Annotated in this window: 15 protein-coding genes and 1 pseudogene; 6 read left to right on the top strand and 10 right to left on the bottom strand. The window is 62.1% G+C overall.

The features are described 5' to 3' along the window. Window positions 1–70: 70 nt before the first annotated feature. From fis to BFQ01_RS12780, 9 genes are all read right to left on the bottom strand, one after another. Window positions 71–391: a DNA-binding transcriptional regulator Fis gene (gene fis, locus BFQ01_RS12820; protein WP_002555375.1), complete on the bottom strand. Its 321-nt coding sequence runs from the start codon at window positions 389–391 to the stop codon at window positions 71–73. Continuing rightward, window positions 388–1401 (bottom strand): tRNA dihydrouridine synthase DusB, encoded by a 1014-nt coding sequence (dusB, locus tag BFQ01_RS12815; RefSeq protein WP_065925562.1) that lies wholly within the window; start codon window positions 1399–1401, stop codon window positions 388–390. Before dusB ends, fis begins: the two co-directional genes overlap by 4 nt. A 185-nt stretch (window positions 1402–1586) precedes the next feature. Further along, window positions 1587–2825: a DUF3426 domain-containing protein gene (locus BFQ01_RS12810; RefSeq protein WP_065925561.1), complete on the bottom strand. Its 1239-nt coding sequence runs from the start codon at window positions 2823–2825 to the stop codon at window positions 1587–1589. A 30-nt stretch (window positions 2826–2855) separates the two neighbouring features. Then, window positions 2856–3734 carry a 50S ribosomal protein L11 methyltransferase gene (gene prmA, locus BFQ01_RS12805; RefSeq protein ID WP_027607758.1) on the bottom strand — a complete coding sequence of 293 codons (879 nt, stop codon included), beginning with the start codon at window positions 3732–3734 and terminating at the stop codon, window positions 2856–2858. A gap of 174 nt (window positions 3735–3908) precedes the next feature. Further along, entirely contained in the window at window positions 3909–5270 is a 1362-nt protein-coding gene (accC, locus tag BFQ01_RS12800; protein ID WP_027607998.1) for an acetyl-CoA carboxylase biotin carboxylase subunit, read from the bottom strand. Window positions 5271–5287: 17 nt separating this feature from the next. Next, window positions 5288–5749: an acetyl-CoA carboxylase biotin carboxyl carrier protein gene (gene accB, locus BFQ01_RS12795; protein ID WP_027607997.1), complete on the bottom strand. Its 462-nt coding sequence runs from the start codon at window positions 5747–5749 to the stop codon at window positions 5288–5290. Window positions 5750–5773: 24 nt separating this feature from the next. Continuing rightward, window positions 5774–6229: a type II 3-dehydroquinate dehydratase gene (gene aroQ, locus BFQ01_RS12790; RefSeq protein ID WP_065925560.1), complete on the bottom strand. Its 456-nt coding sequence runs from the start codon at window positions 6227–6229 to the stop codon at window positions 5774–5776. A gap of 318 nt (window positions 6230–6547) precedes the next feature. Beyond that, window positions 6548–8509 carry a methyl-accepting chemotaxis protein gene (locus BFQ01_RS12785; RefSeq protein WP_065925559.1) on the bottom strand — a complete coding sequence of 654 codons (1962 nt, stop codon included), beginning with the start codon at window positions 8507–8509 and terminating at the stop codon, window positions 6548–6550. Between the two features lie 53 nt (window positions 8510–8562). Next, window positions 8563–10233, bottom strand: a complete 1671-nt coding sequence (locus BFQ01_RS12780; protein WP_065925558.1) for a response regulator — start codon at window positions 10231–10233, stop codon at window positions 8563–8565. 389 nt (window positions 10234–10622) lie between these two features. Between BFQ01_RS12780 and BFQ01_RS12775 the strand changes: the two genes are divergently transcribed. The 5 genes and pseudogenes from BFQ01_RS12775 to BFQ01_RS12755 all read left to right on the top strand — a co-directional run. Then, window positions 10623–11600, top strand: coding sequence for a DUF2333 family protein (locus BFQ01_RS12775; RefSeq protein ID WP_370671257.1), 978 nt, complete (start codon window positions 10623–10625; stop codon window positions 11598–11600). A gap of 2 nt (window positions 11601–11602) precedes the next feature. Further along, on the top strand, window positions 11603–12139 hold the full coding sequence (locus tag BFQ01_RS12770; RefSeq protein WP_065925557.1) for an NUDIX hydrolase: 537 nt from the start codon (window positions 11603–11605) through the stop codon (window positions 12137–12139). A 316-nt stretch (window positions 12140–12455) separates the two neighbouring features. Next, window positions 12456–12827 carry a translation initiation factor Sui1 gene (locus BFQ01_RS12765; protein ID WP_027607992.1) on the top strand — a complete coding sequence of 124 codons (372 nt, stop codon included), beginning with the start codon at window positions 12456–12458 and terminating at the stop codon, window positions 12825–12827. 143 nt (window positions 12828–12970) lie between these two features. Beyond that, window positions 12971–14884 carry an arginine decarboxylase gene (gene speA, locus BFQ01_RS12760; protein WP_065925556.1) on the top strand — a complete coding sequence of 638 codons (1914 nt, stop codon included), beginning with the start codon at window positions 12971–12973 and terminating at the stop codon, window positions 14882–14884. A gap of 298 nt (window positions 14885–15182) precedes the next feature. Further along, window positions 15183–15772 (top strand): annotated as a pseudogene (locus BFQ01_RS12755) (alpha/beta hydrolase); the annotation flags it as partial. Window positions 15773–16196: 424 nt separating this feature from the next. On the opposite strand, the gene BFQ01_RS12745 reads toward BFQ01_RS12755, so the two are convergent. Beyond that, window positions 16197–17534, bottom strand: coding sequence for an MATE family efflux transporter (locus BFQ01_RS12745; protein ID WP_065925554.1), 1338 nt, complete (start codon window positions 17532–17534; stop codon window positions 16197–16199). A 213-nt stretch (window positions 17535–17747) separates the two neighbouring features. Between BFQ01_RS12745 and BFQ01_RS12740 the strand changes: the two genes are divergently transcribed. Then, window positions 17748–22643, top strand: coding sequence for an alpha-2-macroglobulin (locus tag BFQ01_RS12740; RefSeq protein ID WP_065925553.1), 4896 nt, complete (start codon window positions 17748–17750; stop codon window positions 22641–22643). Window positions 22644–22696 lie beyond the last annotated feature (53 nt).

Genomic DNA, 22696 nt, shown 5'->3' with positions numbered 1-22696 from the left:
TCAAAAGCAAAGGAGTCAGCAAAAAAGGCGACCGGTTTTACGCGGGCGCCTTTCTGGTTTGATTGAATGCTTACAGCAAATCGTATTGCTTGAGCTTTTTGCGCAAGGTGCCACGGTTGAGGCCCAGCAGCTCACTGGCTTTGGTCTGGTTGCCCTTGACGTAGTTCATCACGCTTTCGAGCAGGGGCGCCTCGACTTCGGAGAGCACCAGGTTGTACACGTCCGTGACGGAAGCGCCCTCAAGGTGGGCGAAATAATTATGCAGCGCCTTCTCGACACTCCCGCGAAGGGTCTGGCCTTCTTCGCTCGGCGTGTTGAGGTGCTGTTTCAAATTGACGTTGTCGCTCACGGGTGTTGTTCCACTCACTAAAGTCTCGGTCATCATCGTCATGCGGCCACCCATTCTCCGTCCCCTGCTCTCAGGCTCTTGTCTCGTTCGGCAAAAAACTCACGAACGGCGGTGACCTGTGCTTGCGTTTCATCCAAACGATTGAACCCGGCGCGAAACTCCCTGGCGCCTGGCAGGGTTGCGAGATACCAACCCACATGCTTGCGAGCAATACGCACGCCCATCACCTCTCCATAGAAGGTGTGAAGTGCAGCCAGATGCTCTAGCAGAATACGTTCCACCTCGACCAGTTCCGGCGCCGGCAGGACTTCACCCGTACGCAGGAAATGCTCGACCTCACGAAAAATCCACGGCCGCCCCTGGGCGGCCCGGCCAATCAACACACCATCGGCACCGGTGGCGTGCAGCACGCGCCGGGCTTTTTCGGCCGAGTCGATGTCGCCATTGGCAAATACCGGCATCGACACCGCCTGCTTGATCGCGGCGATGGTGTCGTACTCGGCTTCACCGGTGTAAAGGTCGGCGCGGGTGCGACCATGCACCGCCAGCGCTGTAATGCCTGCCTGTTCGGCGATCTTCGCCACCGTCAGGCCGTTCTTGTTGTCCCGGTCCCAACCGGTACGAATCTTCAGGGTCACCGGCACATCCACTGCGGCAACAACGGCCTGCAGGATCTCCGCAACCAACTGCTCATCTTTCAACAGCGCGGAACCGGCGGCCTTGTTGCAGACCTTCTTGGCCGGGCAGCCCATGTTGATATCGATGATCTGTGCGCCCAACGCCACGTTGGCCCGGGCCGCATCCGCCAGCATCTGCGCATCACCCCCGGCGATCTGGACCGAGCGGGGCTCGGGATCACCTTCGTGGATCATGCGCATCCGCGATTTGCGGGTGTTCCACAAGCTCATGTCGCTGGTGACCATTTCCGAGACTACTAGACCCGCGCCCAAACGCTTGCACAGCTGACGAAAGGGCTGGTCGGTGACGCCCGCCATCGGGGCGAGAATCAAGCCATTCTGCAATGTATATGGGCCGATGCGTACCGCCGACATAGGACTTCCCTGTTGTGGGGCCGGATCATTAGAGTTCGAAAAAGGGTTGGCATGATACCCGCTCTCGATGACTGGATAAAGGCTGAATTGGATAAAATCTGAACAGTTATTTCTTTATCGCCGCCGGTTTGGATGGGCGGCGCCCAGTCAATACTCCACCGTCAAGCGACGGTGCGTAGGCCGATTCACTCGGGCGAGTGGAAGCTCAGGCTGTAATTCACGGCTTTATTGCCCGGATCGAGGATATCCAGGGAGATATGGATCGGGGTTTGTGATGGCATTTCGCTCACCCCGGCCAACTCGCCGCTCAGGTATTCGGCGGGCTTGAAGCGACGACTGGCAATCAGGTTGCCGTTGAGGTCGGCGAAACGCAGTTCCAGCAGCGGAAAGGGCTGGGAGAACGTCGCGCGGTTATAGATGATCGCATCCACCACCAGCGCCCCGGCGAACTCCGGGTGGCTGCGTACCACCAGGTTACTGCTCTTGATATGGGCGATATCGACCCGCGACGGCACCGTGCAGCCCAGTGTGGGGCACAGTTGCTGGAACCATGGGCGGTAAGCGTCCTGGCGGGCCAGATCGTCGAACTGATAGGCAATGTACTGCGCAGCCAGGCCGGCGGCGGCGATCAGTACCAGCAGTATCCAGATCAGGCGACGGCCCAGGCCCTGCGGGCGTTTTTGCGCGTACAGGTGCAGAGGGTCGTCTTCCAGGTCCTGGAGCAGGTCGTCATGGACGCCGGCCTCGGGGCGTGGGCGCTTGCGATGGGATTGCACACGCTCTTCGGGCTCCGCTTCATCCGCTGCCGCTGTCAGGGGCGTGAACGGCGGGTCGGAGTGTTCATCTTCCGGGGTTGAGCGCAGCGCAGGCTCATCGTCGAGGTGCAACGACATGGAGGGCTCGGTGCGCTGCCTGGTCGCAGGGGCTTTGGCCGGTTCAGGTTCGTCTTCGGAAGCGTTGGCGCGTTCTCCAGGCGGTTCGCTGAACAGGCTGGCGGCCCATTTTTCTTCTTCGGCCTTGACGGTTTCGCGGCTGGCGCTGAGAGCGTCTTCTTTCTGCCGACGGTCGGCACCGGGCTGGCGGCGTTCTGCGCCCACGGGCAGCGTGTGCTGAATCTCGCGGCGTTCCAGCTTGGCCAGTTCCTTGTCCAGATCCAGGTTGTCCAGGTCCAGCTCTTCGGCGCTCCACTGCTTCTGGCTGATTGCCCGCTGCGGCTCAGGCGCGGCTTCGCGCACGGGCTCGATCGTGGCCGGTTGCTCCGGCGCAGGCGCCTGGGCGCGCTGCTCCAGCAGCTGGCGGGCAGCGTTGAAGACTTGCAGGCACGAGCCGCAGCGAACCACGCCGCGAGCCACGCTCAATTGGGCGTGGTTGACGCGAAAGCGGGTTTGGCAATGCGGGCACTGGGTGACGAAACTGTCGGTCATGCGGCCATCCGATTCAGGCAAGCGCTCATTCTAGCGCCGACGCCCGCTGATGCGTACCCAGCCATCACGGTTAGCGATCGGATCCAGCTCGAAATCCTTGGCGTAGGCGGCGGCGACATCTTCGCCCTGCTCGGCGAGGATGCCCGACAGCGCCAGGCGCCCGCCCGGCTTGACCAGGCTCGACAGTTGTGGCGCCAGGGACACCAGCGGGCCGGCGAGGATATTGGCGACCAGCACGTCGGCCTGCACCTGGGGCAAATCCTGCGGCAGGTAGAGCGGGAATTTGCCTTCAGGAATGTTGTTGCGCCCGGCGTTATCCCGGGACGCTTCCAGGGCCTGCACGTCGATGTCGGTGCCCACGGCTTCCTTGGCGCCCAGCAACAGGGCGGCAATCGCCAGGATCCCCGAGCCGCAGCCGAAATCCAGCACGTGGCTGTCCGTCAGGTCCTGGCCGTCCAGCCACTCCAGGCACAGCGCGGTGGTGGGGTGGGTGCCAGTGCCGAATGCGAGGCCCGGATCCAGCAGCAGGTTGACCGCGTTCGGCTCCGGGGCGGCATGCCAGCTCGGCACGATCCACAGGCGTTGGCCGAAGCGCATCGGCTGGAAGTTGTCCATCCAGCTGCGTTCCCAGTCCTGGTCTTCGATGATTTCGCTGTGATGCTCGGGCAACGGGCTGCCGGTGAGCAATTCCATATGGGCCAGTACGGCGGCGGCATCGGTGCCGTCTTCGAACAGGGCCAGCAGATGGGTGTGGGACCACAGCGGGGTGGTATTCAGCTCGGGTTCGAAGATCGGCTGGTCTTCGGCGTCCATGAAGGTCACCGAGACGGCGCCCACTTCGAGGAACGCGTCTTCGTAGGTTTCGGCTTGTTCTGGGCTGATGGCGAGACGGACTTGCAGCCAAGGCATGGCGGGCACCTTTGAAAAAAATGAGTGTGCAGCGGGGTAGGCTGCGAAAGCGCGCAAGTTTACGCGAGCGAACAGCATAAGACGACATTACTGAGTGAATGCGGACCAAATGTGGGAGGGGCGGTGTGCAGAAACAACAAAGCCGCCCGAAGGCGGCTTTGTTGGGTGGAACACTTACTGGTTGGCCAGCTTGTGTTCCAGGTAGTGAATGTTCACACCACCTTCGCAGAAGCCTTCATCACGAACCAGGTCCCGGTGCAGCGGGATGTTGGTCTTGATGCCGTCGACCACGATTTCGTCCAGGGCATTGCGCATACGGGCCATGGCCTCGTCGCGGGTCGCGCCCCAGGTGATCAGCTTGCCGATCAGCGAGTCGTAGTTGGACGGAACCTTGTAGCCGCTGTACAGGTGCGAATCCACACGTACGCCGTTGCCGCCGGGCGCGTGGAAATGCTTGACCAGGCCAGGGCTTGGGATAAAGGTCTTCGGGTCTTCGGCGTTGATCCGGCACTCCAGGGAGTGACCGTGGATCTTCACGTCGTCCTGGGTGAAGGACAGCACGTTGCCGGCGGCGATGCTGAGCATCTCCTTGACGATGTCGATACCGGTGACCATCTCCGACACCGGATGCTCTACCTGCACGCGAGTGTTCATCTCGATGAAGTAGAAACGGCCGTTCTCGTAGAGGAACTCAAAGGTACCGGCGCCACGGTAGTTGATGTCGATGCACGCCTTGACGCAGCGAGCCAGGACTTCCTGACGCGCTTTTTCATCCAGACCCGGTGCCGGGGCTTCTTCCAACACCTTCTGGTGACGACGTTGCAGCGAGCAATCGCGATCGCCCAGGTGGATGGCGTGGCCCTGGCCGTCGGACAGTACCTGCACTTCCACGTGACGTGGGTTGGTCAGGTACTTCTCCAGGTAGACCATCGGGTTGCCGAACCAGGCAGCCGCTTCGGAGCGAGTCTGCTTGGCCGCTTCGATCAGCTCTTCTTCCTTATGCACCACGCGCATGCCGCGACCACCACCGCCACCGGCGGCCTTGATGATCACCGGGTAGCCGACTTCGCGACCAATGCGCAGTGCGGTTTCCTCGTCTTCAGGCAGTGGGCCGTCGGAGCCAGGAACGGTTGGCACGCCGGCGGCGATCATGGCGTCCTTGGCCGAGACCTTGTCGCCCATCAGGCGAATGGTTTCGGCTTTCGGGCCGATGAAGGCAAACCCGGATTTTTCCACCTGTTCGGCGAAATCGGCGTTTTCCGCGAGGAAGCCGTAGCCCGGGTGGATGCCATCAGCGCCGGTCACTTCAGCGGCGGCGATGATGTTCGAGACTTTCAGGTACGAGTTCGTGGCCAGTGGCGGGCCGATGCAGATGCTCTCGTCCGCCAGTTTCACGTGCATCAATTCGGTATCGGCCGTCGAGTAAACAGCGACGGTCTTGATGCCCTCTTCCTTACAGGCGCGCAGGATACGCAGCGCGATCTCGCCGCGGTTGGCGATCAGGACTTTTTGCAGTTTCTTCGCAGGTTTCAACATCGAAGGCGCTCCGCGGTTCAAACGATGGTGAACAGCGGCTGGTCGTACTCAACCGGCTGACCGTTTTCTACCAGGATGGATTCGATGACGCCGGCTTTTTCGGCCGTGATGTGGTTCATCATCTTCATCGCTTCAACGATGCAGATGGTGTCGCCCACTTTCACGGTCTTGCCTACTTCAACGAAGGCTGGCGAGGTCGGTGCCGGGGTGCGGTAGAACGTACCGACCATTGGCGACTTGACCACGAAACCGTTCAGCGCAGGGGCTGCCGGTGCGGCAGGTGCGGCGGCGGCAGCAGGCGCGGCGGCCGGAGCAGCAGCCGGTGCCGGTGCTTGCATCTGTGGTGCGTAGAACTGTTGGGCCGGGGTCTTGCTGTGGCGGCTGATCCGTACGGACTCTTCGCCTTCCTTGATTTCCAGCTCGTCGATACCGGATTCTTCCAGCAGTTCGATCAGTTTCTTAACTTTACGGATATCCATGAATCATCAACTCCCAAGGGTCGGTCAGGGGCGCTTGGCCTGTTCTTCAAGCTGTTCCAGGGCGGCCTCCAGGGCCAGTCGGTAACCGCTGGCGCCAAGGCCGCAGATCACTCCTACCGCAACGTCGGAGAAGTAGGAGTGATGGCGGAAAGGTTCGCGTTTGTGCACGTTCGATAAATGCACTTCGATGAATGGGATGCTCACCGCCAGCAGCGCGTCACGTAATGCAACGCTTGTGTGCGTAAAAGCGGCGGGATTGATCAGGATAAAGTCCACGCCTTCGCTACGGGCGGCATGGATGCGATCAATCAATTCATACTCGGCATTGCTTTGCAGGTAGAGCAGATGGTGGCCGGCTTCACGTGCCCGTCGTTCCAGGTCAAGGTTGATCTGATCGAGGGTCACTGCCCCGTAGACGCCCGGTTCACGGGTGCCGAGCAGGTTCAGGTTGGGTCCGTGAAGAACCAGTAAGGTCGCCATCGGCTGTTCCTTGTTATTGATGTGGGCAAGGCAGAACCCGGCGACTATGCCGCAAAGCCTTTGTGACTGTCCAGTTCTATGCAGTAGGCGGCACGATTAGCGAGGATTGCGCAAAATTTGTGACTGGGGGTCGGGATCCGGTCATGGGTAATACGCCCTTGAATCCCGTGGAGATCAAATGTGGGAGGGGCGGTGCGACGATTCGACTTGCTCCCGATTGCAGTGTGTCAGTCTCGCATGTGTAACTGATCCACCGCTATCGGGGGCAAGCCCCCCACATTTTAATCTTCATTTGATTTTGGATCTTCATGGGGCCGGTCAGACACGGAACGCCTGCACAGCCGTATTGAGCTGCCCACCCAGCACCAGCAAATGCTCACCCTGGCTGCGGCCCTGGCCGATGCGCAGCAAATTATCCTCGCCGAGCTGATGAATCCGCTCGCTGTTGTCGCGAATCTCACTCACGGCGCCACTTTGCTGCGCCGTTACATCGGCAATCCGCACGGCGGTGTCGGAAATGGTCTGGATCGCGCCGACGATTTCATCCAGCGCGCCATCCGCAGCCTGGGCTTGCTGGGCGGTAGCCTCGGCGTGTTCAACCTGGGCGCGCATGCCCTGCACCGATTGGTGCGCAGCGGTTTGCAGGCCGGTGATCAAGCCCTGGATTTCGGCGGTGGCGCCAGCGGTGCGTTGGGCCAGGGTGCGCACTTCGTCAGCGACTACGGCAAAGCCGCGCCCGGCCTCACCGGCGCGTGCGGCTTCGATGGCGGCGTTGAGCGCCAGCAGGTTGGTCTGGTCGGCAATCGAGCGAATCACGGTCAATACGCCGCCAATGGTGGCGGACTCCTCGGCAAGTTTTTCGATCATCTGCGCATTTTGCTGCACTTCACCCACCAGCGCGTGCAGGCCGGTCAGGCTCAGGCCGATCACGCGCTGGCCTTGCTCGACCGCCTGGCCCGCGCTGCGACTGGCGCCGGCCGCCTGGCTGGCATCACCGGCGACTTGCTGGATGGTGGCTTCCAGTTCGCCCAGGGAATCACGAATCTGCGCAGTATCCCCGGCCTGGCGCTCGGCGCCGTCGTGCAGGCCACTGCTCAGTTCGGCCAGGGCGCGGCTGCTGCCGGCCACTTCTTCGGCATTGCCACGGATGGTACCCACCAGATCCACCAGATAGGCGCGTAAACGGTTGAGGGACGCTTCGATGTCGCGCAGTTCGCGGTTGGTCTTGCCCAAGGTGATCGGTTGGCTGAAGTTGCCCTCGCCCCAGGTCGACAAGGCGGGGGCCAGGTTGGTCAGCACCCGCGCCAGGCGCCGCTGCAGGGTGTCGATCAACAGGGCGATCAGCAGAATCAGGCCGATCATCACCCCTTGCATCAGGCGCACTTCGCCCTGGATCTTACCGTGTTGCGCGCGCACCGCCGGCTCGAGGCCGGCGATGGCCTGCTGAACGGCCGCGATTTTCAAGTGGGTGGCGGCGGCCAGGTCGGCACGCTGCTGGATCTGCGTGCGGGTGCGCTGGAGTTCGGCGGGGTAGCGGGCCAGCAGGCCGTTGAGTTCGCGCTTGAGCTCGACGCCGGTGTCCTGGGCTTCGGTTTTTGCGCTGTTTTCCAGGCCCATCAAGGCCGAAAAGTCATCGGTGTTGGATTCTGCGCTGGCCTTTACCCCGAGTAATGGCAGTTGCTCCAGCAGGTCGGCCTGGCTGCGCATATTGCTGACTTCGCGTTCCACATCGTCCGCCAGTTCCGCGCGGCCGCTGCTCACCAGTTTGTCGCGAGCCAGGGACAGCTTGCCCAGGTGCTGTGAGGCCGCCAGCAGCGGCGGCAGGTAGCGCGCGGCCTCGGCGCTGTTGACGCCCTTGGCGTACTGGCTCAACTGCTCCAGGTTGGCGCCCAGCTCCCGCTCGGCCTGCAGCAACAGGGCTTGTGGGTCACCTGCCAACTTACCGGCCGCCAGCAGGTCGGTCTTGCTGAAGGTATTCAGGTCCGCAAGGCTGGGGCGCAGGTTCTGCGCGAGGTCGGCGGGCAGTTCATCCAGGTGCTGCAACAGGCTTTCCAGGCTCTGGCTGGCGCTGCTCAAGCGCAATGCATCACCGCTGCCCAGATAGTCGTCGATATTGCGTGCGGCCTGGTTCTGGAAGGTCTGTGACAGGCCGAGGTAGCGCTCCATCAGCAAATAAGGCCGTTCCAGCGCCCGTTGCGACCACCACAGCGTCGCTCCAAGTGCCAGGCACACGGCCACCAGCAGGAGGGTATTGAGATTGGTCAGCAGCTTCAGGCGCATGCGGGGTATCAACCGACAGCAAAAGGTAAGTGCCTGAAGTTATTGCGTTTTCATTACAGGGTTATGACGGAATCAGTGGATTCTGGTGAAAAGGTGGCCCTTTGCTTTGACGTGCGCGCCGCTTGCACGCGGTTACGCCCGGCATCCTTGGCGCGGTACAGCGCCTCGTCGGCCTGGGCGGCCATCATCAGGCTGTCGGAGCCGTCACACAGCTCCACCACCCCGGCGCTGAAGGTGCACCACAAATCCTGCGGCTGCGCCGGGTAGTGAATCTCGGCAAAGCGCCCACGAATTTCATCCAGTACCTTGCAGGCCGATTCCAGGTCGGTGTCGGGCATCACGATGGCGAATTCTTCACCGCCGTAGCGGCCGATGTAGTCGGTCTTGCGCAGGCGTTGCTTGAGAAACAGCGCCAGGCTCTTGATCACGCGGTCGCCCATGGGGTGGCCGTGGCTGTCATTGACCCGCTTGAAGTGATCGATGTCGAGCATGGCAAAGCTCAACGGCTTGTCCTCGCGGCGCGCACGGAAACTGCAGTCTTCAAGCAATTGCAGGATATGGGTGTGGTTGTACAACCCGGTCAGGCTGTCGCGCACCATCCGCGCCTTGAGGTTGCGCGCACGGGCGGCGCGGTTGCGCACCGTGGTGATCAGGTGGCGCGGCTTGATCGGTTTGGTGAGGAAGTCGTCGCCGCCTTCGCTCATGGCGTCCAGCTGCTTGTCCAGGTCGTCTTCGGCCGACAGGTAGATGATCGGCACACTGACGTAACGGTCATTGTGGCGAATGACCTTGGCCAGTTCGGTGCCGGTACAGGCCGGCATGTACATGTCGAGGATGATCAGGTCGGGCTGGAAGTCTGCCAGCTCGGCCATGGCCTGGATCGGCTCGATCAAGGTGCGGGTGACGATGCCGGCACTGTTGAGCAAGCGCTCGGTGTGCAGCGCCTGGGCCCGCGAGTCATCGATGATCAGCACTTTGTACGGTTCGTACTGGGCGACGCAGGTCAGTACTTCGATCTTTTCCAGCAGGCTGGAGGCTTCCAGCGTGCCGGTGAGGAATTCCTGGCCGCCGGCGCGCACGGCGGCGAGGCGAGTAGGGGTGTCGGTTTCGTGCAGGCTGAAAAACAACAGCGGCAGTTTATGCTCCAGGCCTTCCTGGGCTTCGGCGGCGAGCTTGAGGCCCAGGCCGGCGCCGCAGAAATCCACGTCCATCACGATCGCCGACGGCAGGCGCTCGGCCAGGGACGCGCGAAACGCCGCGACGCTGTCCAGGGATTGGGCGCTCATGCCAAAGAATTCCAGCTGCTTGGCCAGGCGCTCGGCGCGGTCGTGATCGGCCAGCATCACGTAGATCGGCTTGCGCATCGGCGGCAGGAAGGTTTGTTCCAGCTGGTCGCCCTGGCGCAGGCCGGTGCGGGACAGGCGCTGCATCAAGCGGTTGAGTTCGGTGATCAGGTGGCTGCTCAGGCGTCCGCGGTTTTCGTCGACGGCCTTGAGCGATTCGCCGATGTGCCGGGCCAGTTGGCCGTGTTCGGGTTGTTCGAAGCGCTCGGCGAAGCGTTGCAGGCGCAGGTTGGCCTCGCTGAGTTCGGAGAGGTCGGCGCCTGACCATTCGCTGCGTTGCAGGCGCTGCCAGATCTCAAGAATTTGACGTGCCTGATGAATTACCCGCTGGGCAAAATGCTGCTTGAGACGCTCACGGCTGGGGTCTTCTGGCTCGGTCATATCCTGACTACTAGTGAGGGTGCATGCTGAGGTCGAACTGATGGCTCTATGCTAGCACCTCTTTCCAATGGGATGAGTGTCATATGTCAATTAACTGCGTGTCCCTGATATTCAGTTGGTGACCTGACGGTCGCGCAGCTTAAAAAGCGTGCATCCTTTATAGTCGAATGCTTGCCGTATGCACGTTTGGTGAAAAGCCCCGCATGGGCGGGCACGATGGGGTAGGGTTGTGGTCGGAGTGTTTGAACGCACGCCCTCAATTCAAGTGCATGAACTCAAGTGATTGAAAGGATATCGCCATGCTGGACTGGAAAAACCGTGCGGGCAGTGCCAAAGGCCCTGCCCCTGAGCCCAAGTCGGCCAACCGCAGCTATTTTCGTACCTTGCTGATGAGCCGAGCCGTGCTCAGCGTGCTCGGCCTGTATCTGTTGGTCACCGGCGCCCTGGGCTGGTACTGGAGCGAAGAGCCGGCGCTGTTCCCGGTCCAGCAGAATGCGCAACTTGCCGCCGAGAAGGAAGGCAAGCAGATGGTGGTGGGCTATACCACCGTCGAAACCCTCAAGACCGTGGTTGGCACGTTGTTGAACAAGCCCGGTGGCTATATTTCCAACGACCGTTTCCCGCCGGGCCTGTGGATGGACAACATGCCCAGCTGGGAATACGGCGTGCTGGTGCAGGTGCGCGACCTGACCCGCGCCTTGCGTAAAGACTTCGCCCGCTCCCAGTCGCAGTCGGCCGAAGACGCCGATCTGGCCAAGGCCGAGCCGCGGTTCAACTTCGACAACAAGAGCTGGGTGCTGCCGTCCAGTGAGTCGGAGTACCAGGAAGGCATCAACTCCCTGAACCGCTATGAAGCACGCCTGTCCGACCCGAATCAGCGTGGCGCCTTGTTCTATGCCCGCGCCGACAACCTGAACAACTGGCTGGGCGATGTGGCCACCCGCCTGGGCTCGCTGTCGCAACGCCTGTCGGCCAGCGTGGGCCGGGTTAAATTGAACACCGCACTGAAAACCGAAGCCCTGGCGCCGGGTGAAGTGCCGCAGGTCGACGAAGAAGTGGTGGAAACCCCTTGGATGCAGATCGATAACGTGTTCTACGAGGCCCGTGGCCAGGCCTGGGCGCTGTCCCACCTGTTGCGTGCCATCGAAGTCGACTTTGCCGACGTGCTGGCCAAGAAAAACGCCACCGTCAGCGTGCGTCAGATCATTCGTGAGCTGGAGGCTTCGCAAGAGCCGGTCTGGAGCCCGATGATCCTCAACGGCAGCGGTTTCGGCGTGTTGGCTAACCATTCGCTGGTCATGGCCAACTACATTTCCCGGGCCAACGCGGCGGTGATCGATTTGCGTCAACTGCTCAACCAGGGTTGATGATGGACGCAGCTCAAAACGAGGCCGCGCACCGTGCGGCCTCTGATGCCGAACTGATCTGCTGGGTCGACGAGCGGGACAACCTGCTCGGCCACCTCGTCAGGTCCGATTTGCGCCAGCGCGGCCTGATCGGCCGTTGCACCTTTATCTTCCTGTTCAATTCCAAGGGTGAGCTGTGCGTGCATCGGCGCACCCTGAGCAAGGCCCTGTACCCGGGGTTCTGGGATACGGCGGCGGGCGGGATGGTCGCGGCGGGAGAGTCCTACGCGTTATCTGCGGCCCGCGAGCTGGAAGAGGAACTGGGTGTTGGCGGGGTGGAACTGACCGAGCATGACCATTTCTACTTTGAGGATGGCGAGAGTCGGCTCTGGTGCAAATCCTACTCGGCGATCTGGGATGGGCCATTGCGCCTGCAGCCTGAAGAAGTCATGGAGGCGCGCTTTTTGCCCGTAGAAACGGTCCTGCAGGAAGCCGAGCACAAGCCTTACTGCCCGGACGCCCAGGAGGGCTTGCGGCGCTATCTGGCCTCGCGTCGCTAAAGCTGCATAAATTGGCGCCATTTGGCTCTTAGCAAGTGGGCTTTTTGCCGTTACACTGCGCGACTTTTCACCCGAACCGCCATTGTTTCACCCTGGGATCACTGTAGGAGCGAGCTTGCTCGCGAAAAACTCAAGAACGCCGCGTGCATTCGGAATGCACGCTTCATCGTTGACGATTTTCGCGAGCAAGCTCGCTCCTACAGGTGGGGATCAGCCTTGGCGGCTCGGTAGCGCTGCCCCTGCCTGAGTGGGGCTTCGCGGTCGGTCGTCCCTTAGCGGAGGCCGATCAGTCTTTGTCCTCCCGAGAGGATTGCCGGTGGCCAAAAAAGCCGCATCCTTCGCCGCCCTCGGCGGCCTGGTATTTTCCACCGACGCAGGTCGACACTGCCCGGACTGTCGTCAGCCCGTGGATTCGTGTACCTGCAAACAGACCCTGATCCCCGAAGGCGACGGTATTGCCCGCGTGCGCCGCGAAAGCAAAGGCCGTGGCGGCAAGACGGTGACCACCATCACCGGCGTGCCGTTGGCCGAAGAGCCGCTCAAGGCACTGGCCACCACGCTGAAAAAGCGCTGTGGCACCGGTGGCGCGTTGAAAGACGGTGTCATCGAGATCCAGGGCGATCACGTCGAACTGCTGTTGGCCGAGCTGATCAGGCTGGGTTACAAGGCCAAGAAGTCCGGCGGCTGAAAGCCTCTTCCCAACCTGTGTCTAAACTCTGTCCTGCGAGTGGGGTCTACCTTGCTTACAGGCAAATCGTCATTTTCATTCTTTAGACTGCGCCAGCCTCGAACGAGAGGTGGCGCCTTCGCCTTCATTTATAGGGGACTTCGATGTCCGTACGACGCACACGCAAAGACGATGGCAGCCAATGGACAGTTGCGGACAGCCGCAGTGTTTACGGGATTCGCCATTGGGGGGCCGGGTATTTCGCGATCAATGATGCCGGTCGCGTTGAAGTCCGTCCGAACGGCCCGAACAGCACACCCGTCGACCTCTACGAGCAAGTGGACGAGCTGCGCAAGAGCGGCCTTTCCCTGCCGCTGCTGGTGCGTTTTCCCGACATCCTGCAAGACCGTGTACGCCAGCTGACCGGCGCTTTCGATGCCAACATCGAGCGCCTGGAGTACCAGAGCAAGTACACCGCACTGTACCCGATCAAGGTGAACCAGCAGGAAGCGGTGATCGAGAACATCATCGCCACCCAGAATGTTTCCATCGGCCTCGAAGCCGGCTCCAAGCCTGAGCTGCTGGCCGTGCTGGCCCTGGCGCCGAAGGGCGGCACCATCGTCTGCAACGGTTACAAGGACCGCGAGTTCATCCGCCTGGCGCTGATGGGCCAGAAGCTCGGCCACAACGTATTTATCGTGATCGAGAAAGAATCCGAGGTTGAACTGGTGATCGAAGAGGCCGCCAGCCTCAAGGTCAAGCCACAGGTGGGCCTGCGCGTGCGCCTGTCTTCCCTGGCGTCGAGCAAGTGGGCGGACACCGGTGGCGAGAAGTCCAAGTTCGGGTTGTCGGCGGCGCAACTGCTGTCGGTGGTCGAGCGCTTCCGCGCGGCGGGCCTGGACCAGGGCATCCGCCTGCTGCACTTCCACATGGGTTCGCAGATCGCCAACTTGGCCGACTACCAGCACGGGTTCAAGGAAGCCATTCGTTACTACGGCGAACTGCGCAACCTCGGCCTGCCGGTGGATCACATCGACGTCGGCGGTGGCCTGGGCGTGGACTACGACGGTACTCACTCGCGTAACGCCAGCTCGATCAACTACGACATGGACGACTACGCCGGTGTGGTCGTGGGCATGCTCAAGGAATTCTGCGACGCGCAGAGCCTGCCGCACCCGAATATCTTCTCTGAAAGCGGCCGCTCCCTGACCGCGCACCACGCCATGCTGGTGGTGCAGGTGACCGACGTCGAGAAACACAACGACGAAATCCCGACCATCGAAAACAAGGAAAGCCTGCCGGAAACCGTGCAGTGGCTGGTAGACCTGCTGGGCCCGACCGACATCGAGATGGTCACCGAAACCTACTGGCGCGCCACCCACTACATGAGCGACGTGGCCACCCAGTACGCCGACGGCAAACTGACCCTGGCCGAAAAAGCCCTGGCCGAACAGTGCTACTTCGCCGTGTGCCGCCGCCTGCACAACTCGCTGAAAGCCCGCCAGCGCTCGCACCGCCAGGTGCTGGACGAACTCAACGACAAGCTGGCCGACAAGTACATCTGCAACTTCTCGGTGTTCCAGAGCCTGCCGGACACCTGGGCCATCGGCCAGGTATTGCCGATCCTGCCGCTGCACCGCCTCGACGAAGAGCCGCTGCGCCGCGCCGTGCTGCAAGACCTGACCTGCGACTCCGACGGCAAGATCAAGCAATACGTCGACGAGCAGAGCATCGAGACCAGCCTGCCGGTGCACGCCTTGAACGAAGGCGAAGACTACCTGCTGGGCATCTTCCTGGTCGGCGCCTACCAGGAAATCCTTGGCGACATGCACAACCTGTTCGGTGACACCGACTCGGTGAACATCTACCAGCGCGAAGACGGTTCGGTGTACAGCGCCGGGATCGAGACCCACGACACCATCGAAGACATGCTGCGCTATGTGCACTTGTCGCCGGAGGAGTTGATGACGCACTACCGTGACAAGTGTGCGAGCGCGAAGATCTCCGCGTCGGAACGTACCCAGTTCCTTGATGCCTTGCGCCTTGGGTTGACGCGGTCGTCGTACTTGTCCTCGTAAGCTGAGCTGACACACATCCAACTGTGGAAGGGGCGGTGCGACGATTCGACGTGCCCCCGATAGCGGTACATCAGCAGCAGGTAAGTTGCCTGACACACTGCCATCGGGGCATGGATATCTACACAACTTCCAGTGAATACGGAATCTATGGCAATTAGGCTTCTGTGGTGAGCGGGCGGTGCGACGATTCGACAAGCCCGCTCACCACAGAGTTATGTGTCAGCCTTTAAGAGTTGTGTAGATACCTATGGCCATCGGGGGCAAGCCCACCCCACATTTGGAACACTGCTATTGCTGAGGTTTTGTGGCGGTGATCGCCGATTACCGGCTGTACCCGCAGGTGCGTTACCCCGCGTTTCTCCAGGATGGCGCCCAGGCCGTTGCGTGGGCGGTCAACCACAGCGCTGAATACGGTGCAGATCCCAAGCAGCTTTACGTGATGGGCCATAGCTCTGGCGCCTATAACGCCGCGATGCTCGCGCTGGATGGGCGTTGGCTCAAGGCAGTGGGCTTGGCGCCGTCGATCTTCAAAGGCTGGATCGGCCTGGCCGGGCCTTATGACTTCTTGCCGATTGAAAACCAGGACGTGCGCCCGGTGTTCTTCTTCCCCGACTCACCGCCGGAGTCGCAGCCGATCAACCATGTCAGCCATGATGCACCGCCAAGCCTGTTGATTGCCTCGACCGATGACACGCTCGTCAACCCCACCCGCAACACGGGTGGGTTGGCGAAAAAACTGCGGGAAGCGGGGGGGGGCCGGTCGAGGTGTTTTATTTCACCCGAACCCGCCACGCGACATTGGTCGCGTCCATCGCCAAGCCGTTGTGCTGGCTGGCGCCGGTGCTGGATCGGGTGACGGGGTTTATCGAGTCCACCGCCGGGCAGTGAGCTGACAAGGCGTTGGCTCAGGTCAATTGAGTTCGAGGCAATGTGCGACTGCGCACCGGCCTGGGTTGTATCTCATGACTATTCGGTCAATAGTTCCCACGCTGTTGACACGCATTATTGTGATATTTGCGCTGTTTATTTCCAGGTCAATCGACGTTGCGGGGGCAAGCTGATGCATCTCAGTCCCTTGCGCTACCACGAGTGCGAACGCTGTTTTGTTTTCGATCCGTTGTATCCCGGCGATGTTGTTGGGCCCTTGCCCATTGGTGCATCCGGCTAGGGTTGCCAATGTGCAGATCGCAGCAACCCACAGGGTTTTTGTGATGTTCATATCCGACTCTCCATGCATATATGAAAGGGTAGATCCCTGACCATTCAACGCTTGGAATGTCGGTTTGTAACCTGTCAGAACTAACAGGTAGGGTCAGTTGAACCATTGGTCCTGGCGTTTGAGCCGCCAGGCGATGACGCCCAAGGTCAGGCTGCGCAACGTCATGAACAGCAGGAAAGTGATCCACAGTCCGTGATTGCCCAAGCCTTGCAACGCCCAGGCAAACGGCAGTGTTAGCAATAACGTCAGCAGCATCCCATTGCGCATTTCACGCGCACGGGTGGCACCGATAAACAGGCCGTCCAGCAGGTAACTCCCCACCGCAATCAACGGCAGCAGCGCCAGATACGGCAGGTAGATATCGGCGGTGTCGCGCACGCTGGGGATGTCGGTCTGCATGGCGATAAACAGGTGCCCGGCAACCGTGAATAACAGCGCGAAACCGACGCTTGCGATCAGCGACCACCCACCTGCAACTACCAATGAACGGCGCAGTGAGTGGCGGTCGCGGGCGCCGATGGCGTGGCCGCACAGGGCCTCGACTGCGTGGGCCAGACCGTCCAGTGCATGGGCCGTCAGCAGCAGGCCGTTGAGCAGCAGGGCGTTGGCGGCCACGGTCGCATCCCCCAATCGCGCGCCTTGCACGGTGATCATGAAAAACACCGACTGCAGCGCCAGGCTGCGGATAAAGATGTCGCGGTTCACCGCCAGCAACGGGCGCCAGCTTTGCCACCGTTTCAACGCGGCCCAGGCGATATGCCCGGGGTAGGCGCGCAGGGCTTTTTGCGTGAGGGCAAGGCCGAGGAGGGCGCCGGTCCATTCGGCGATCACCGATGCGCGGGCCGAGCCGACCACGCCCCAGTCCAGGCCCAGTACAAACCACAGGTTCAGGGCGATGTTGACCAGGTTGGTGGTCAACAGGATTGCCAATGGCGCCCGGGCGTTTTGCGTGCCGAGGAACCAGCCCACCAGCGCGTAGCTGGCCAGGGCGGCGGGGAGGCCGAACAGACGGGTATGGAAGAACTCGCGGGTCAGTTGATTGAGTTCGGGGGAAGGCTGCATCCATTCCAGGGCCAGATGGCTCAGCGGAATGCCGACGGTCCCCAGCACCATCGCCAACCCCAGCGCCAGCAGCAAGCCTTGCAGCAGGATTTGCCGCAGTGCCGCACCGTCCTTGCGCCCGGCGGCCTGGGCGGCGAAACCGGTGGAACCCATGCGCAGAAAACCCATGGCCCAGGCGAGGAAGGTATACAAGCTGGCACCGACGGCCACGGCGCCCAGTTGGTGGGCGTGGGGCAGGTGGCCGATGACCATGCTGTCGACCAACGCCACCAGCGGCACCGAAATGTTCGACAGGATCATCGGCGCAGCCAAAGCCCATACGCGGCGATGGGTAGGGCGGTCGCGCCAGTCGGTGAGTAAGGTGGACATGCAGGCTCCTTGGGGGAGCGGCATTGTAACCGGCCATTGGCAACGCAACAGGGTCAATGTGGCATGGGGCCCAATGTCCGTGGGATTTGGCTGGGACTTGAGGCCGTTGAGAACCAACTCACCCTCCGTCGGTCAATGTGACCAGCGCCACATCGGCTTGGCCGGCGCTGATATATAGTTCACCCCTCGGTTCCCTCTGACTACGAGTGCCCCATGCTTAACAAAGGATTGTTCCTGGCCTGCGCGCTGGCCCTGCTGAGCGCCTGCGATTCTTCCGATAAACCGGCAGCACCGCCTGCGCCCACCGTGGCGGCAGCGCCGAAACCGGCCAAGGCGGCGGTGGATGTGGCGGCGCTGAAGCAGCGCTATGCCGGGCGTGAGTTGAGTGTGGTGGACGTGTCCGAGGTGCAGTTGGACGGGGCCAGCACCTTGTCGGTGAGTTTTTCCATTCCGTTGGATCCGGAGCAGAAGTTTGCCGACAAACTCCATCTGGTCGACAGCAAGTCCGGCAAGGTCGATGGCGCCTGGGAGCTGTCCGATAACCTGATGGAACTGCGCCTGCGCCACCTGGAGCCCCAGCGCAAACTGGTGCTGACGGTGGATGCCGGGGTGAAGGCGGTCAACGCCAACACGCTCGCCGCCGAGTACATCGCGCGCCTGGAAACCCGTGACCTGCAAGCCACCGTCGGCTTCGCCAGCCGTGGCACATTGTTGCCGACGCGCCTGGCCGAAGGCCTGCCGGTGATCGCGCTGAACGTCGACAAGATCGACGTTGAATTCTTCCGGATCAAGCCCGAATCCCTGCCGTCGTTCCTGGCACAGTGGGGGCGCAATACCAGCCTGCAAAGTTATGAATCCCGCGAACTGCTGCCGCTGGCCGACCTGGTCTACGGCGGCCGTTTCGACCTGAACCCGGCGCGCAATACCCGTGAAACCCTGCTGCTGCCGATCGCCGGCCTCAAGCAATTGCAGCAACCGGGCGTGTACCTGGCGGTGATGCGCGCTTCGGGCACCTACAACTATTCGCAACCGGCCACGCTGTTTACCTTGAGCGATATCGGCCTGTCGGTGCACCGCTACGCCAATCGCCTGGATGTGTTTACCCAGGCGCTGGAAGGTGGCAAGGCGTTGGATGGCGTCGACCTTGAAGTGCTCGATGCCGACGGCCGTGTGCTGGGCCAGGGCAAGACCGAGAAGGGCGGCCACGCTGAGTTGCCGTTGCCGAAAAAGGCCCAGGTGCTGCTGGCCAAACAGGGTGAGCAGACCAGTCTGCTGCGCCTGGACAGTGCCGCGCTGGATCTGGCCGAGTTCGATATCGGCGGCCAACCTTCCCATCCGTTGCAATTCTTTGTGTTCGGCCCGCGCGACCTGTATCGCCCCGGCGAAACCGTGCTGCTCAACGCCCTGCTGCGGGACAAGGACGGCAACGCGGTCAAGCCGCAACCGGTGAGCGTCGAAGTGCGTCGCCCGGACGAACAGGTGAGCCGCAAGTTTGTCTGGGATGCCGATGCCTCGGGCCTCTACCAATATCAACTGCAACTGGCCGGCGAAGCACCGACCGGCCGCTGGCAGTTGGTGTTCGACCTGGGCGATGGCAAGCCGCAGCTGTATGAGTTCCTCGTCGAAGACTTCCTGCCCGAGCGCCTGGCGCTGGAACTCAGGGGCAGCGACACGGCATTGAGCCCGGCGGATAACCCGGTGATCAAGGTCAACGGTCGCTACCTCTACGGTGCGCCGGCGTCGGGCAACCGCGTCAGCGGGCAAGTCTATGTGCGCCCCCTGCGCGAAGCGGTCAAGTCGCTGCCGGGCTATCAATTCGGCTCCGTCACCGAAGAGGAACTGAGCCAGGACTTCGAGCTGGACGAAAGCGTGCTCGACGCCAAGGGCCAGGAAGAACTGACCCTGGAAAGCAAATGGGCGGAGGCCAAATCTCCCCTGCAACTGATCGTGCAAGCCAGCCTGCACGAGTCGGGCGGACGGCCGATCACCCGGCGCCTGGTGCAGCCGATCTGGCCGGCCGAGCAACTGCCGGGCCTGCGTGGCCTGTTTGACGGCAAGGAAACCAATGGCGACGGCCCGGCGGAATTCGAAGTGCTGCTGGCCAACCAGGACGGGCAGAAACTCGCCGCGCAAAACCTCAAGGTCCGCCTGGTACGCGAGCGCCGTGACTACTACTGGAACTACTCCGACAGCGATGGTTGGAGCTATCACTACAACGAGAAATTCCTAAACCTCGATGAACAGACCCTGAGCATCAAGGCCGGCGATACTGCCAAGGTCAGCTTCCAGGTGGAGTGGGGCCCGTACCGCGTCGAGGTCGAAGACCCGCAGACCGGCCTGGTCAGCAGCCTGCGCTTCTGGGCCGGCTACCAGGCCCAGGACAACACCGAAGGCGGCGCCGTGCGGCCCGATCAGGTCAAGCTGGCGCTGGATAAACCCGCCTATGGCGACGGCGACACCGCCAACGTCACGGTCACGCCGCCGGCTGCCGGTAAAGGCTACCTGCTGGTGGAATCCGCCGAAGGGCCGCTGTGGTGGCAGGAAATCGACGTGCCGGCCGAAGGTAAAAGCTTTGCCGTGAAGCTTGATCCGAAATGGTCGCGCCATGACCTGTACGTCAGCGCCCTGGTGGTTCGTCCCGGCGAGCGCAAAGCCAATATCACCCCCAAGCGCGCGGTAGGCCTGCTGCATCTGCCGCTGGATCGCACCCAGCGCAAGCTTGGCGTGACCCTGGCCGCGCCGGAAAAAATGCGCCCCAAACAACCGCTGACGGTGAAGGTCGCCGCCAAAAACGCCGATGGCAGCGTGCCGAAACAGGTGCACGTGCTGGTGGCGGCGGTGGACGTGGGCATCCTCAATATCACCGAATATCCGACGCCGGACCCGTACTCCAGCCTGTTCGGCCGCAAGGCCTATGGCGTGGACCAGTTCGATATCTACGGCCAGTTGATCGAAGCCGGGCAGGGCCGCCTGGCCAGCCTGGCCTTTGGGGGCGACGCCGCGCTGGCCAAGGGCGGCAAGCGTCCGGACACCAGTGTGACCATCGTCGCCCTGCAAAGCGCACCGGTGACCTTGAATGAGCAGGGCGAGGGTGAAGTCAGCGTCAACATCCCCGACTTCAACGGCGAATTGCGCCTGATGGCCCAGGCCTGGAGCGATGACCGCTACGGCATGGCCGAAGGCAAGACCTTGATCGCCGCGCCGCTGGTGGCCGAGCTGTCGGCACCGCGCTTCCTCGCCGGCGGTGACCAGACGACGTTGGCCCTGGACCTGTCCAACCTGTCGGGCAAGGCGCAGAAACTCGATCTGCAACTGAGTGCCGAAGGGCAATTGGAGCTGGTCAACAGCGGCGCGCAAAGCGTCGAGCTCAAGCAAGGCCAGCGCACCACCCTGCGTATCCCGGTGAAAGCCTGGGGTGGCTTGGGTCAAGGCAAGGTGAAGGTCACGGTCAATGGCCTGGACCTGCCCGGTGAGAACCTGCCGCCGTTCAGCCGCGAATGGACCCTGGGCGTGCGCCCGGCCTACCCGGCGTTGCTCAAGCATTACCGCGCGGTGCTCAAGGGCGAGCCGTGGAGCTTGCCCGCCGGCGCATTGGATCAATTCGATGCCTCTGGGCGTGAGGCGCTGCTGAGCCTGTCGAGCCGGCCGCCGCTGAACCTGGGTGCGCAGATCTCGGCGCTCAAGGCCTACCCGTATGGGTGCCTGGAGCAGACCGCCAGTGGTCTGTACCCGTCGCTGTACGCCGACGACGCGCTGCTCAAGCGTTTGAGCATCAAGGGCGAGCCGGATGCCGAGCGCAAACGCAAGATCGAGCTGGGCATCGAACGCCTGCTGGGCATGCAGCGCTACAACGGCAGCTTCGGTTTGTGGGGCGCCGATGGCGAAGAGGAATATTGGCTGACGGCTTATGTCACCGACTTCCTGTTGCGTGCCCGTGACCAGGGCTTCGCTGTACCACCCGAAGCGCTGAAAAAAGCCAGCGAGCGCCTGCTGCGCTATGTGCAGGAGCGCAACCTGATCGAAGTCGACTACAGCGACAACGCTGACCACACGCGCTTTGCCGTGCAGGCCTACGCCGGCATGGTACTGGCGCGCAGTCAGCAGGCGCCGTTGGGGGCGCTGCGCAGTATTTTCGAGCGGCGCAGCGACGCGCGTTCCGGGTTGCCGTTGGTGCAGTTGTCCATCGCATTACAGAAGATGGGTGACCAGCCCCGTGCGGATCAAGCCTTGCTGGCCGGCCTGGCGGCGCAACGCAGCGCCAAGGAATGGCTGGCCGACTACGGCAGCCCGCTGCGCGATCAGGCGATGATCCTGGCATTGCTGGAAGAAAACGACTTGGCCAAGGGCAAGCGTGAGGAGCGCTTGTTTAGCCTGTCCGATCAGTTGGCGGCCAGCCCGTACCTGTCGACCCAGGAGCGCAATTCGCTGTTCCTGGCCGGGCGCCTGGGGTTCGCCCAGCCCGAGTCTGCCTGGAAGGTCCTGCTCAATGGCAGCGGTGGGGAACATGAGCTGAACAATCAACAGTCGACGCTGGACCTGGAAGGCAAGCTGCTTTCTGGCGATCTGAACCTGACCAATCAGGGCGATGTGCCGGTCTACCAGCAACTGACGATCTCGGGTTATCCCCAGGTGCCACCGGCACCGGGTGGCGACAACCTGAGCATCCGCCGGGAATACCTGGGCATGAATGGCCAACCGCTGAACCTGCGCAACCTCAATAGCGGCGACCTGGTGCTGGTGCACCTGGCCGTGAGCGCCAGGCAGCGCGTGCCGGATGCCTTGGTGGTCGATCTGTTGCCTGCTGGCTTGGAGCTGGAAAACCAGAACCTGGCACAAAGTGCCGCCAGCCTGGAAAACGCCAGCAGCCAGGTGAAGGAGTGGCGTGAGTCGATGCAGAACGCGGCGCTCAAGCATCAGGAGTTTCGTGATGACCGTTACGTGGCGGCCATCAACCTTGACGGCGATGGCACCACGCACTTGCTGTACCTGGCCCGTGCCGTGACACCGGGTACTTACCGCGTGCCACCGCCGCAGGTGGAGTCGATGTATCGGCCGAACTGGCAGGCGGTGGGGGAGACGCCGGCGGATCTGGTGATCAAGGGACGCTGAAATTTGACGGTTGATCACTGTAGGAGCGGGCTTGCCCGCGAAGAACGCAAGGG

It is taken from the genome of Pseudomonas sp. 8 R 14 (assembly GCF_900005955.1).
In the GTDB taxonomy this organism is placed as follows: Bacteria; Pseudomonadota; Gammaproteobacteria; order Pseudomonadales; family Pseudomonadaceae; genus Aquipseudomonas; species Aquipseudomonas marginalis.
This window is presented reverse-complemented; position numbering and strand designations above follow the sequence as displayed.